Origin of the sequence: Flavobacterium sp. (assembly GCF_031422135.1) — a bacterium.
Classification (GTDB): Bacteria; Bacteroidota; Bacteroidia; order Flavobacteriales; family Flavobacteriaceae; genus Flavobacterium.
Map to the genome: position 1 here is coordinate 1 of NZ_JANOQD010000024.1, position 13,896 is coordinate 13,896.

General features: G+C 31.9%; 14 protein-coding genes and 2 tRNA genes. 10 read left to right on the forward strand and 6 right to left on the reverse strand.

Going from position 1 to position 13,896, the window contains the following annotated elements:
• The first annotated feature begins 337 nt into the window (after positions 1-337).
• Positions 338-1,375 (forward strand): patatin-like phospholipase family protein, encoded by a 1,038-nt coding sequence (locus RMO70_RS03935; protein WP_310555121.1) that lies wholly within the window; start codon positions 338-340, stop codon positions 1,373-1,375.
• Positions 1,376-1,446: 71 nt separating this feature from the next.
• Here RMO70_RS03935 and rpsT read toward each other — a convergent pair whose 3' ends face one another.
• From rpsT to proS, 4 genes are all read right to left on the reverse strand, one after another.
• A complete protein-coding gene (gene rpsT / locus RMO70_RS03940; protein ID WP_310555122.1) occupies positions 1,447-1,698 on the reverse strand; it encodes a 30S ribosomal protein S20 in 252 nt (83 codons plus the stop codon).
• A 169-nt stretch (positions 1,699-1,867) separates the two neighbouring features.
• Positions 1,868-1,939: transfer RNA gene (locus RMO70_RS03945), tRNA-Glu, on the reverse strand.
• Between the two features lie 33 nt (positions 1,940-1,972).
• Positions 1,973-2,044: transfer RNA gene (locus RMO70_RS03950), tRNA-Glu, on the reverse strand.
• An 82-nt stretch (positions 2,045-2,126) separates the two neighbouring features.
• Positions 2,127-3,605 carry a proline--tRNA ligase gene (proS, locus tag RMO70_RS03955; protein WP_310555123.1) on the reverse strand — a complete coding sequence of 493 codons (1,479 nt, stop codon included), beginning with the start codon at positions 3,603-3,605 and terminating at the stop codon, positions 2,127-2,129.
• 100 nt (positions 3,606-3,705) lie between these two features.
• Between proS and RMO70_RS03960 the strand changes: the two genes are divergently transcribed.
• The 6 genes from RMO70_RS03960 (at position 3,706) to RMO70_RS03985 (ending at position 9,159) form a co-directional block, all read left to right on the forward strand.
• The gene (locus RMO70_RS03960; protein ID WP_310555124.1) at positions 3,706-4,695 is read left to right on the forward strand and encodes a hypothetical protein; all 990 of its coding nucleotides are present in this window, start codon (positions 3,706-3,708) and stop codon (positions 4,693-4,695) included.
• Positions 4,696-4,749: 54 nt separating this feature from the next.
• A complete protein-coding gene (locus RMO70_RS03965; RefSeq protein WP_310555125.1) occupies positions 4,750-6,255 on the forward strand; it encodes a transporter in 1,506 nt (501 codons plus the stop codon).
• 195 nt (positions 6,256-6,450) lie between these two features.
• A complete protein-coding gene (gene rimO / locus RMO70_RS03970) occupies positions 6,451-7,752 on the forward strand; it encodes a 30S ribosomal protein S12 methylthiotransferase RimO (protein ID WP_310555126.1) in 1,302 nt (433 codons plus the stop codon).
• A gap of 86 nt (positions 7,753-7,838) precedes the next feature.
• Positions 7,839-8,072, forward strand: a complete 234-nt coding sequence (locus RMO70_RS03975) for a hypothetical protein (protein ID WP_310555127.1) — start codon at positions 7,839-7,841, stop codon at positions 8,070-8,072.
• Complete coding sequence (locus RMO70_RS03980; RefSeq protein ID WP_310555128.1) at positions 8,056-8,358, forward strand: type II toxin-antitoxin system RelE/ParE family toxin; 303 nt, start codon at positions 8,056-8,058, stop codon at positions 8,356-8,358. The genes RMO70_RS03975 and RMO70_RS03980 overlap by 17 nt, the downstream gene beginning before the upstream one ends.
• Positions 8,359-9,159, forward strand: coding sequence for an N-acetylmuramoyl-L-alanine amidase (locus RMO70_RS03985; RefSeq protein WP_310555129.1), 801 nt, complete (start codon positions 8,359-8,361; stop codon positions 9,157-9,159). It begins immediately after the preceding gene.
• Positions 9,160-9,212: 53 nt separating this feature from the next.
• Here RMO70_RS03985 and RMO70_RS03990 read toward each other — a convergent pair whose 3' ends face one another.
• The gene (locus RMO70_RS03990) at positions 9,213-9,596 is read right to left on the reverse strand and encodes a DUF1573 domain-containing protein (RefSeq protein ID WP_310555130.1); all 384 of its coding nucleotides are present in this window, start codon (positions 9,594-9,596) and stop codon (positions 9,213-9,215) included.
• Positions 9,597-9,792: 196 nt separating this feature from the next.
• On the opposite strand from RMO70_RS03990, the gene RMO70_RS03995 reads away from it, so the two are divergent.
• Positions 9,793-11,043 carry a HAMP domain-containing sensor histidine kinase gene (locus RMO70_RS03995; RefSeq protein WP_310555131.1) on the forward strand — a complete coding sequence of 417 codons (1,251 nt, stop codon included), beginning with the start codon at positions 9,793-9,795 and terminating at the stop codon, positions 11,041-11,043.
• 18 nt (positions 11,044-11,061) lie between these two features.
• Positions 11,062-11,748: a response regulator transcription factor gene (locus RMO70_RS04000; protein WP_310555132.1), complete on the forward strand. Its 687-nt coding sequence runs from the start codon at positions 11,062-11,064 to the stop codon at positions 11,746-11,748.
• Between the two features lie 13 nt (positions 11,749-11,761).
• On the opposite strand, the gene RMO70_RS04005 is transcribed toward RMO70_RS04000, so the two are convergent.
• A complete protein-coding gene (locus RMO70_RS04005) occupies positions 11,762-12,016 on the reverse strand; it encodes a helix-turn-helix domain-containing protein (protein ID WP_310555134.1) in 255 nt (84 codons plus the stop codon).
• 352 nt (positions 12,017-12,368) lie between these two features.
• On the opposite strand from RMO70_RS04005, the gene RMO70_RS04010 reads away from it, so the two are divergent.
• On the forward strand, positions 12,369-13,814 hold the full coding sequence (locus RMO70_RS04010; RefSeq protein ID WP_310555133.1) for a TolC family protein: 1,446 nt from the start codon (positions 12,369-12,371) through the stop codon (positions 13,812-13,814).
• The last annotated feature ends 82 nt before the right edge of the window (positions 13,815-13,896 follow it).

Consider the following 13,896-nt stretch of genomic DNA (forward strand, 5'->3'; position numbering starts at 1 on the left):
GATCTCCGCAATAAAGCAGGTTGGGAATTATAAGCTAAAATACAATTTTGAAAGCAATTCACAACATTCTTTAGACACTTCAATCACACCATTGAGTTGGGAATTATAAGCTAAAATACAATTTTGAAAGCAATTCACAACCTCAACCTGTTTAGTTTTGCAAATTGAAAGCCTAATAAGTAAAAACGATTGTAATTCGTGATAAAATTTTTAGATACCGAAAGATAAATGCACTAAAATTGCATGGTTTTAAACTATATTTGAGACCAATAAAAATTACTGATTAATCGAACCGAGGTTAATAACCTAATACTCTTTTACCCATAATTTATAAAAAATGCCAAAAAAAATTAGAATATTAAGCTTAGACGGAGGCGGAATCCGTGGAATAATTACTTGCGTAATCCTAAAATACATTGAAGAACAACTTCAAAAACTAGACAACCCAGAGGCAAAACTTGGCGATTACTTCGATTTAATTGCTGGTAGTAGCACTGGCGGTTTAATAGCTTCTGTTTTATTGTTTCCTGATAAAAACAAAAAAGCGAAATTTTCAGTACAAGAAGCTCTTGATTTATATGCCGAAAAAGGAGACTCTATATTTAATGTTTCCTTTTGGGAGAGCCTCATTAATCCGTTTGGTTTGTTTAACGAAAAAATATCCGAAGTCAATCTTGAAAAACAATTAGATGATTTTTTTAAGAAATTAGAACTAAAAGATTTTGTAAAACCCAGTTTAATAACCTCTTATGACATTGATGCTCGTAAAGCAAAATTCTTTACCAGTCACGACGCCATCATTCCTTTAGAAAATTTTTATGTCAAAGATGTCTGTCGTGCTACTGCTGCAGCACCCACCTATTTTGAACCCGCAAAAATTTCATCGTTTTACAACCAAGAATTCACTTTGATTGACGGTGGTGTTTTTGCTAATAATCCTGCGCTTTGCGCTTATGCGGAAGCCAGAAAAATTGATTTTCAAAAAGTGCTAAACGATCCTGAAAAGATAAATTTTCCGTCAGTAAAAGATATGATTATTGTATCTGTTGGAACTGGAACTGTATTAAAATCGTATAAATTTGAAGATTTTGACAACGCTGGAAAACTAAAATGGATTACGCCACTTATTGATATTTTATTATCGGCAAATGTGGAAACGGTGGACTATAATTTAAGAAAAATGTTTGAAACATTGGGATCTCGAAATGCTAAAAACTACCACAGATTAATGCCTGATTTAAAAAATGCATCTCCCGAAATGGATAAAACCACCAAGAAAAATATCAAAGAGTTAATTCAAGCAGGACTCTATTATGTAGAGCAAAACCAAGCTGAGTTAACTACAGTTGCCAAAAAGTTGATTCGATATAAATAACACCTTCCTCACATAACAATAAAAGCTCCTTAAAAAGGAGCTTTTATAAAATTTTGAACACTAATATAGTATTACAATGCAGAAACGAATCTCGTTAATTTAGATTTCAAGTTTGATGCTTTGTTATCGTGTATAATGTTTTTCTTAGCTAATTTATCAATCATTGAGATAACACTTGATAATTTTGCAGAAGCATCAGACTTTTCAGTAGACAATCTTAATGCTTTGATTGCATTACGAGTTGTTTTGTGTTGGTATCTGTTTAATACTCTTCTTTTTTCGTTGCTTCTAATTCTTTTTAAAGCTGACTTATGATTTGCCATTTTTTTATTTTTTAAATTGTAATAACTTTATTCATTTACTGATTAGTAAAAAAAAGAAAAACCTCCCACAATTGAATTCAAAGTTTCAATCACTTCAGTTTTAACTAATAAAACAAATTTTTGAGACACAAAAATTTTGTTTTATAAAACAAATTCACAACTAATTTAGTAGCCCGTAGGGGAATCGAACCCCTCTTACCAGGATGAAAACCTGGCGTCCTAACCGATAGACGAACGGGCCATAATACTTTTTAACCTCAATAATTCAAACTTGTAGCCCGTAGGGGAATCGAACCCCTCTTACCAGGATGAAAACCTGGCGTCCTAACCGATAGACGAACGGGCCATTACATTATTTTGTAATGCGAGTGCAAAAATACAACTATTTTTTACACTCGCAATAGTCTAATAACTTTTTTTCTAATTTTTTAATACGCTTTTGCAAAAAGTACTCTTCCTGAAGATGGATTTCCTGTAAACATACAGCTTCCTCCATCTTCTTTTCTATCCAATGCAATACAGCGAATAGTGGCTTTTGTCAATTCTTTAATTTTCTCTTCTGTTTCGGCAGTTCCGTCCCAATGCGCTGAAATAAATCCTCCTTTACTTTCCAAAACTTCTTTAAATTCTTCAAAATTAGCAACTTCGGTAATATGAGTATTTCTATATTGCAATGCTTTGCTGAATAAATCAGATTGAATTTGTTCTAATAAATCACTAATGTATCTTGCAATTCCATCAGCCGCTTTTACTTCTTTCGACAAAGTATCACGACGTGCAATTTCGAAAGTTCCGTTTTCAAGATCTTTTGGACCAACAGCAATTCGAACTGGAACTCCTTTCAATTCCCATTCAGCAAATTTGAATCCTGGTTTTTGAGTCGTTCTATTGTCAAACTTAACCGAAATGCCTAACTTTTTGAATTGCGAAACTAAATCATTGGCTACAGCCGAAATTTTTTCAAACTCTTCCTCCGTCTTGAAAATTGGCACAATGACTACTTGAATAGGTGCTAAATTAGGAGGTAAAACCAATCCGTTATCATCAGAATGTGTCATAACTAAAGCGCCCATCAAACGAGTTGAAACGCCCCAAGAGGTTCCCCAAACGTATTCTTGCTTTCCTTCTTGATTGGCAAATTTCACATCAAAAGCTTTGGCAAAATTTTGTCCTAAAAAGTGCGATGTTCCTGCCTGCAATGCTTTTCCGTCTTGCATTAATGCTTCTATACAGTAGGTTTCTTCAGCTCCAGCAAAACGTTCGGTTTCAGTTTTCAGTCCTTTAATTACTGGAATTGCCATAAAATTTTCAGCAAAATCAGCATATACGTGCATCATTTTTTCGGACTCTTCGATGGCTTCACTTCTAGTTGCGTGTGCTGTGTGTCCTTCTTGCCAAAGAAATTCGGCGGTACGAAGAAACAATCGAGTACGCATTTCCCAACGCACCACGTTAGCCCATTGGTTTATAAGTAAAGGTAAATCTCTATAGGATTGAATCCAACCTTTGTAGGTACTCCAAATAATTGCTTCAGAAGTTGGACGAACAATAAGTTCTTCTTCTAGCTTTGCATTAGGATCTACCATTAATTTTCCTGGTTTGTCTGGGTCGTTTTTTAGTCTGTAATGTGTAACAATAGCACATTCTTTAGCAAAGCCTTCTGCGTTTTTTTCTTCGGCTTCAAACATACTTTTTGGCACAAATAATGGAAAATAGGCATTGCTATGTCCTGTTTCTTTAAACATTCTATCCAATTCTGCTTGCATTTTTTCCCAAATTGCATAACCATAGGGCTTGATAACCATACAGCCTCTTACTCCAGAATTCTCTGCTAAATCAGCTTTCACCACTAGTTCGTTATACCATTTTGAATAATCTTCGGCTCTTGTTGTGAGGTTCTTGCTCATGTTGAATAGTTTGGCACAAAAATTGTGACTTGTTAAAAAATAAAATAGTTCGACAAAACTAACTATTTTTGTAATGTCCAACAATAAAAAACTAGAAGATATGAAAACTATTTACTTTTTCTCAAAAAATAACATTCTAAAATCCGTTGTTGGGTTTATAGGATTAACTATTGTTTCTTGTGGTTCATACCAGAACAAATCTTATTATGATAGTGATGGTATTTATGGTTCCGAAAAACAAAGTACAACTCAAACGGAGGAACAACCACAACAAGAAGTAAGAACTAATCCTGAAAATCTTAAATACAAAGAATATTTTGCGTCAAAAGCTGATATTTACAACACAGAACAATCTGAAATTTTTACCGATGTTGAAAATTATTCTAGCGATTATTCTGAAAATCAAAATCAAAACGATAACCAACAAAGTTATTCTGGTTGGGGTAATAATGGTAGTGACGAAAACGTAACAGTCAATGTTTACGGAAACAATTGGGGATGGAACAACTGGAATAACGGTTGGGGATGGAACAATTGGAATAATGGATGGGGATGGAACAACTGGAATATCGGTTGGGGTTGGAACAGCTGGAATAATGGATGGGGTTGCAACAACGGCTGGGGCTGGAATGGTAACTGGAATAACAATTGGAATAACGGATATTATGGAAATAATTACGCTTACAATTATGGCAGAAGGGGTTCTGCAAACGCTTACACCAATAGGTATGAATCCTCTAACAGAAATTCTGGAATAAACAGCAACCGAAATTATAATTCTGGAAGAAGAGGAAGTTCTTCTGAATTTTCTACAAGAAACTACAACAACAGTAATTCCTCTCCAAGAAATTACAATACACCAAGACGAGGTAATTCTTCTCAAAACAATTCTAACAACAACAGCCAATACAACACTCCTAGATCAAACTCTCCTAGAAGAGACAATGTGAATCCTGCTCCAAGAACATACACACCTAGATCAGAAAGCACATCACCAAGAAGTTACTCACCGTCACGTTCTAGTTCAGGGTCAAGTTCTGGAAGTTCATCATCAGGCGGTGGTGGAAGTCGAGGCGGAAGACGTGGATAATTTTTATACTAAGTTTATAGTGCTATAAATTTTAGAATTTCAATTAAAAAAAATATGAAAAAATACATATCATTACTAACGCTTGTGTTAGGAGTAACATCAATACAAGCGCAAGAAACTTCTGTTGCCGATGCTTTTAAGTTCGCTACAGACAACGTAAACGGAACAGCTCGTTTTAGAGCTATGAGTGGCGCAATGGGAGCCTTAGGTGGCGATATGTCGGCCCTAAATGTAAATCCTGCTGGATCAGTTATATTTGCTAACAACCAAATTTCCGGATCATTATCTAATTTTAATTCAAAAAACAATTCCCTTTATTTTGGAAAATCCACTTCCGACAAAGAAAGTACTTTTGATGTCAATCAAGCGGGTGGTGTATTTGTTTTTGAGAACAACAATCAAAACAGCAATTGGAAAAAATTTGCTTTGGCTGTGAATTATGAGAATAATATTTTAGACAATAAGTTGTTTTCGGCTGGATTGAATCGTTTTAATTCTGGAATTCAATATTTTACAAGTAATGCTAATGGCATTGAAACTAATACTTTAGCAAATTTAGATTACGCACAATCTTACTTTAATGAACAACAAGCTACACTTGCCTATGAAGCCTTTTTAATAAATCCCGTTACAATAAGTCCGAATTCAAGTTATGTTCCAAATATTGCTGCTACAGGAGATTACTATCAAGAATATGAAAGTACAACAACAGGATACCAAGGAAAACTATCCTTTAATGCTGCAGCACAATATAAAGAGAAATTATACTTGGGACTTAATGTGAATAGTCATTTCACAGATGTTAGAAAATCATTTCACTTTAGAGAGGATTATGATGACGCTATAAACAGAGACGCTACCAAAGGAATTCAACAATTTGATTTCAATAATGAATTATACACTTACGGAAATGGGTTCTCCTTTCAGTTAGGCGCTATTGCAAAAGTAACCGATGCGTTTCGAATTGGATTGGCATACGAATCGCCTACTTGGATGACTATAAACGAAGAATTGACGCAAAGCTTGTCCAGTTATTGTGCCGATTGCCCTGAAAACAATTATTTACAAAATCCTGGCATTACGAATGTGTACGCTCCATACAAAATAAGTACAGTAAGCAAGTTTACAGGAAGTTTAGCCTATATTTTTGGTAAAAAAGGTTTAATCAGTTTTGATTATACCTTAAAAGATTATAGTGGTGTAAGTTTTGGTCCAGAGAATGATTTAGTTTTTAGTAAATTAAATCAAAAAATTGGTCGTGAAGCTCGTGAGCAAGCAGGAGAATACAGAGTTGGTGCCGAATACAGAATTGACAAAATGAGCTTGCGTGGTGGCTATCGTTTTGAACAAAGTCCTTATAAAAACAATCTAACGTATGGCAATTTAACAGGCTATTCTGCTGGATTGGGTTATAATTTTGATGGAACCAAACTGGATTTAGCCTATTCGACTTCCAAAAGAAATTATGCACAACAATTTTTTCAGCAAGGTATGACCGATGCGGCTGCTATAAATTCAAAAAACAATAGTGTTACTTTGACTTTATCGTTTGAGTTGTAGTTGATTTTTAATAAGTTATGAAAATCCGTTTCCATAAAAAACGGATTTTTTTTAGCCCTGATAGTAACGGCATCCTTTTGCTTGCTCCTTTAGCAAGCAAAAGATAGAGTGAATAGCAGGATTAGCTCCAAAAAACAAAAATATCTAGTAATACCGAAAATAAAAGTGTAATTTTGCACTCCAAATTTCAAGTCAATGAGAACCAAATCGTTAAAGAAAAATAAAATCAACGTAATTACTCTAGGGTGTTCCAAAAATGTGTATGATAGCGAAGTGCTGATGGGGCAACTCAAAGCCAGCGGAAAAGATGTGGTGCATGAAGAAGAAGGTAATATTGTAGTGATTAACACCTGTGGATTTATTGACAATGCCAAGGCAGAATCTGTAAATACGATTTTGGAATATGCCGAAAAGAAAAAACAAGGTTTGGTGGACAAGGTTTTTGTAACTGGATGTCTTTCTGAGCGTTATAAACCAGATTTAGAAAAAGAAATTCCTAATGTGGATCAGTATTTTGGCACTACCGAATTGCCAGGTTTATTGAAAGCTTTGGGTGCTGATTATAAGCACGAATTACTAGGCGAACGACTAACAACTACTCCCAAAAACTATGCGTATTTGAAAATTGCGGAAGGTTGCGACAGGCCTTGCAGTTTTTGTGCTATACCCTTGATGCGTGGGAAACACGTGTCCCAAACTATTGAAAAGTTAGTAAAAGAATCCGAAGGTTTGGCAAAAAATGGTGTTAAGGAATTGATTCTTATTGCCCAGGATTTGACTTATTATGGTTTAGATATATATAAAAAGCGGAATCTTGGTGAGCTTCTAGAAGCGTTAGTTAAGGTAGAAGGTATAGAATGGATCAGATTGCATTACGCCTTCCCTACTGGTTTCCCGATGGATGTTTTGGAAATTATGAAACGGGAACCAAAAATTTGTAATTATATTGATATTCCGTTGCAACATATTTCTGATTCAGTTCTAAAATCGATGCGTCGTGGTACAACTCGCGAGAAAACAACTAAATTGTTAAAAGAGTTTAGAGCTGCTGTTCCTGGAATGGCTATTCGAACTACATTTATTGTAGGATATCCAGGAGAAACGGAACAAGATTTTGAAGATTTGAAGGATTTTGTACAAGAAATGAAATTTGACCGTATGGGTTGTTTTGCCTACTCTCACGAAGAAAATACTCACGCTTATTTACTAGAAGATGATGTTCCAGACGATGTAAAACAAGCACGTTCGATGGAAATTATGGATTTACAATCGCAAATTTCTTGGGATTTGAATCAAGAAAAAGTGGGACAAACGTTCCGTTGTATTATCGACAGGAAAGAAGGCGGCCATTTTGTGGGTCGTACCGAATTTGATAGCCCAGATGTGGACAATGAAGTGCTTATTGATGCCACAAAACATTATGTAAAAACAGGTGAGTTTGTAATGGTAAAAATTACGGAAGCTACAGAGTTTGATTTGTATGGTGAGCCAGTATAACAGTATTCAAAATTTAAAATATAAAAACTCCGAAGTAATATTATTTCGGAGTTTTGTTTTATAAAAAAAATAATTAACTTTGAATTATGGAAATAAATCTTCAAAATAAAAAAATTGAACTTATTCAATGGTTATCTACTCTTGATGATATTTCTATTGTGGATAAAATCATAAAATTTCGTGATAGCGAAAAAAAAGATTGGTGGAATGATATTTCTGAAACAGAAAAACTATCTATTGATATAGGAGTTGAAGACGCCAATAACGGAAAATTAAATCCCCATTCTGAAGCTAGAAAGATTTATGAAAAATGGCTATAAAATTTTATGGACAGACAATGCTCTTTCTGAATTAAAACAAACAGTTGACTATTTAGAAGCCTTCTGGACTGAAAAAGAATTAAGGCAATTTGCTAGAAAGTTAGACCATACAATTGAAATCATCTCAAGAAATCCTGAAATATTTCCATCTTCTATAGAAAAAATTGACATTAGAAAAGCTGTAGTTACCAAACACAACTCTCTTTATTATAGAATCAAAGAAAATAATATTGAGTTAATTTCACTTTTTGGAAACAAACAAAATCCTGATAAGAAAAAGATTTAAATGAAAAATCACATCCTACTATTATTTACAATCATTATTACTTCATGTGCGACAAACCCATATAAAGTAAGTGAAAAATCTCATAAAGAACAGCTCAAAACTTTTAAAAAAACTATTTCTAAAAGAGACACTTTGGGTTTGGGCAATGGTATCAAATCTGAATTTATAGGTACGGTAAATTTTAATTTACGAAAACCAAACTATATTGTAATTCATCATACGGCTCAAGATTCGTTACAAGAAACCCTGAAAACATTCACTATTGTAGAACCACAAGTAAGTGCGCATTATGTAATTGCTGATGATGGCAAAGTAGTACAAATGCTAAACGATTATTTACGAGCTTGGCACGCAGGAGCTGCAACTTGGGGAAAAACAACTGATATAAATTCGGCATCCATTGGAATTGAATTGGATAATGATGGTATAGAACCCTTTTCGGAAGCGCAAATAAATAGTTTGTTGGCTCTTTTAACCAAATTAAAAAAAGACTACAATATTCCTACTCAAAATATTATTGGTCATTCTGATATTGCACCATCAAGAAAAACAGACCCTAGCGCACTTTTCCCTTGGAAAAAATTAGCAGAAAATGGTTTTGGAGTTTGGACTGACCCCATATTATTAAAAGCGCCTAAAAATTTTGATACGAATATGGCTTTGAAAGTTATTGGCTATGATACTAAAAATAGTATCTATGCCATACGTGCTTTCAAATTACATTATATTCAAACAGAAGTTGATGCGATTTTGGATGAAAAAACCATCAATAGTATTTATGATATTTATTTAAAACAATAAAAAAAAACCAGATCAAGTTGATCTGGTTTTTCAATAATGTATGTCATCTTTAGTTATCCCTGAACAACAACTGCTTTCACGACACCTTTTAAAGTCAATACTTTTGGTGTAGCATCAGCATTTGTAGTAACCGAAACTGTTTTAGTAAAAGCGCCCAAGTTAGCAGCGTTATAAGTTGCTATAACTGTTCCTGACTTACCTGCTTTGATAGGTGTTTTTGTATAATCTGTTGCAGTACAACCGCAAGAACCTTGAACATTTGTAATGATAACATCCGTTTTTCCAGTATTTTTGAATTCAAATGTAATGGCTTTGGGTTTGCTTTGAGGTATTTCGCCCACATCAATGGTTTCGCTTTTCCAAGAAATAGTAGAAATCGTTGCGAATGACATTAATCCTAATGTTAATGCTAAAAAAGAAATTTTAATAGTGTTCATAATTTTAAAGTTTAATTGATTACTAAATTGGTTTGTCAAATATTTGATACTTCAAAAGTAATACAGAAGTATTGTGCCCTTTGTTAATCAATTTCAAATGTTTGTTAACGAGTTGTTAATGCAAAAAAGTAAGCTTATTTTTGATTAATTTTGGCTACATAAGTAGTTCATAAATCGATATATAAAAAACAATTAATTGAAAATAAACAGACTTAATAGTATTATCATTCTAGGTTTTGTAGCCATTATTGGTATTCTTATTGCCCAACTTCTATGGACCAAAGAAGCTTTTACAATTGAAGATAAAAAGTTTTCTCAAAAAGCTCATATTGCGTTACTTGAAGTGGTAAAAAACTTATATGAAGGCATCAATCACGAGTTGCCAGCCGAGAATCCTATCAAAAAAATATCCAACGATTATTACATCGTAAATATTGACAATGATTTTGAACCTGAAATTTTGGAATTTTATCTCAAACGGGAATTCAAAAAAATAAATCTTAATACTGATTTTGAATATGCTATGTATAATTGCCAAAGTGACGAAATGGTATATGGCAATTATGTTTCTTTTTCAGAGAAAACTTCAAAAAAAGCTTCCGTTTATTTTCCAAAACATAAAAATCTAGTTTATTATTTTGCCATTCGTTTTCCAAGTCAAACTTCTTATTTGTTTTCCTCGCTTCGGTTTTGGTTTATACTTTCGGCGGCATTAATTTTAATTTTACTGATTTATGTATATTCTATTTATACGATTATGCAACAAAAAAAATATTCTGAATTGCAACGTGATTTTATTAATAATATGACGCACGAATTCAAAACACCTTTGTCATCGATTTTGATTGCTTCCAACTATTTGAATAAGCAAGACGTTATTTTTAAAGATGAAAAACTAGAGAAATACACTCAAATAATTATATCCCAAAGTAATAAATTGAACAATCATATCGAAAAAATCTTGAATATTGAAAAATGGGATAATACACCAATGGTTTTAGAAAAACAAAAACTAGAAATTATTCCTTTAATTGAAGATGTTATTGAAAATATAAAATTAAAATATGCTGATATTGATATAAAAATCGCAACCATTTTACCAAAAATAAGTATCGAAGCAGATGCTTTTCATTTCTCGAACTTGGTTTACAATTTAATTGATAATTCAATAAAATATTGCGAGTCTAAACCTGAAATCACTATAAAAATTTCAATAACATATACCCATTTCTTATTAGAATTTATTGATAATGGAATTGGAATTTCAGAAAAGAATTTGCCTTTTATTTTTGATAAATTTTACCGTATTTCTAATCAAAAAAGCCACGAAGTAAATGGTTTTGGATTGGGATTATATTATGTAAAAAAGGTTTGCAGCTTACACAAATGGAAAGTTTTTGTGAAAAATAATCCTGAAAAAGGAATTACAACTTCAATAAGAATATAAAAGCTTTTTTTCAAAACTATGAATAACATCAAAATTTTGTATGCCGAAGATGATGAAACATTGGCTTTTTTGACCAAAGACAATTTGGAACAAAGTGGTTATACCATTTTTCATTTTTCTGATGGAAACACTTGTTTAGAAAATTTCAAAAAAGAAAATTTTGACATTTGCATTCTCGATATTATGATGCCCAAAATGGACGGATTTGAATTGGCAACTGAAATTAGAAAACTAAATTCTGATGTCCCTATTATTTTTTTATCGGCAAAAACATTGAAAGAAGACAAACTAAAAGGATTACGCCTTGGCGCCGATGATTATCTGGTAAAACCTTTTAGCATTGAGGAATTGATTCTAAAAATTGAAATTTTCTTGAAACGCTCTAACAAGAGTTCTGTTAAAGAAAAGAATTATTACACAATTGGAAAATATTCCTTTGATTCTGAAAATTATTTAGTTTTTACTGATATTGAAAAAATAAATCTGACCCAACGAGAATCCGAACTTTTAAAACTATTTCTTGACAATAAAAATAGAGTTTTAAAAAGAGAAGAAATTTTAAAATCACTCTGGGGCGATGATGATTATTTTATGGGACGAAGTTTGGATGTCTTTATTTCTAGATTGCGCAAAATTTTAGTCCACGAAAAAGGAATTTCTATCGAAAACTTACATGGAATTGGGTTTAAATTTTTAGAGCGTTAGATATTTTCTTAAACTATTGTTTTAAGTTTTCCCTTTCAATTTTAAAATCTTTGAGCAAATCCGTAACTGAAATTTCTAGCGCAAAAGCTATTCTTAAAAGTAGATTAATTGTAATTCCTTGTTGATTTCTAAATATTCTTCTAATAGTAGTTTCATTGCATTGTGAAGCTCTTGCAAACGCAGATTTGTTGCCGTCAAATTTTTCTATAAATAATTTATAGATTCTTTGAGCAAGTTCAATCTCAATTTTTTCTAGTTGCTTTTGCATCAAACAAAGAAAAAAACAGTTGAAGCTTTTTTTATTTTATTGTTTCAGCTTATAAGCCGAAATATATTTTATATTTGCCGAATATTACTGTTAAAACAATTGCCACATTGCCAACTAAATAATACTTTCGCGCAAAACAAATACAAGTAGATTTTTGAAATGAAAATAAAAAAATATTAACGATTATAATTTTGGTAAAAATGCCATTTTTAATTGTTAGAATCGCAATATAATGTATGATTTTGTAACTGAATTAAAGCTTCGAAACGAAATTATAAGCTTTAGAAAATTATTTTTTAATTTCTTCCCAACCTTTATTGCAAAAAAAGCCTCTATACAAATAAGATATATAATGTCACCAACTGATGTTTATGAGTTTCAAAATATAATGAGAATAAAAACTATGATAATAATGGTAGTTACATTACTAACATTTAAAATAAACGCACAAAAAACCTTATCGATAGCAGAAGTTATTGATTTGACACTTAACAACTCTAACAAAATTAAAATCATTGAAAACGAGTATAAAAAAATAAATATTGAATCAAGCTTTTATCAAATTTCTTTGTTACCAAAAGTATCAGCCTCGATTTCTTTTCCATATCAAAGATCCATTTCAGAAGTTTTGCAATCAGATGGAAGTCAAAAATTTATAGAAAGAAATTTTCTAAGCCCATCAATAAATTTGAATATCTCGCAAATAGTACCTTTTACAGGAGGAAACTTTAGTGTAACAAGTTCCTTAAATAATAATTGCGATTTTAATAATAAAACATCAAACTATTCGAGCAATTGGGCAAATATATCCTACCAGCAAACCATAAACGGGTTCAATAGTTACAAATGGAACAAACAGTTAATTCCGTTAAATGAAAAAAGGGAAGCTATAAATTTTTTAAAAGAAAAAATAAAATTAAAACACGAAGTTTCAAAACAGTATGCAGAAATTTATTCCATTCAACTAAAAATACAACTGAATAGATTAAATATTGACAAAACGGAAATTTTTCTAACCGAATTAGAAGAAAAATTTAAATTCGGCAGAGTATTAAAACTAGACGTTGAACAAGCTAAAATTACATTAGAGCAGCTTAAAAGACAATTCGAAATGAATACTTTAGAACATACGTCAGGAATAAAACAATTAAAAAATACGTTAAATATCAAAAATGATGAAATGTATGTATTGGAAGCTATAGAAGAAAGTAGATATCAAATTGACAAAATAGCATTAAAAGAAGCCATTATAAAAAATAGTTTTGAGTTGGCGAAAACTATAAAATTGATAGAACTAGAGTCTACTATTGACAAAGTTAAAAAAGAAGGAGCTATTGCATTAAATTTGCAAATGGGTATGGGACTTAATTCAGCTTCAAATAATTTTGAAACTTTATACGATACTCCAGCACAAAGCCAGTTTGCAACAATAGGAGCTAAAATACCCATTTTAGATTGGGGCAAAGCAAAAAGTAGTTATGCCATAGCAAAAATAGAAAAGCAAAATATAGAGTACGAATTAGAAGACCAAGAAAAAAAAATAGTGGAGCAAATAGATGAATTGTCAAATTATCACCTATCGCTCCAAACCCAAATAAGTTCGTTGAATATGCAATATAAACTATCAAATAGTGTTGGTGAAATGTTATTTGAGCTTTTAAAACTTGGTCGTAAGACCATAGCAGAATATAAAGCGCAACTCGTAGAAAATTTTAATATAGCAATCGAACATCAAAAAACAATAAACAACCTGTATTTATTAAAACTCAAAATAGACGAAATTACATTAACCCTTTAAACTTTAAATTTATGATTAGAACAATGAAACAAACAACAAAAACAATGTCAAATTTATCTCTAGACATCGAGATTGTAAACCC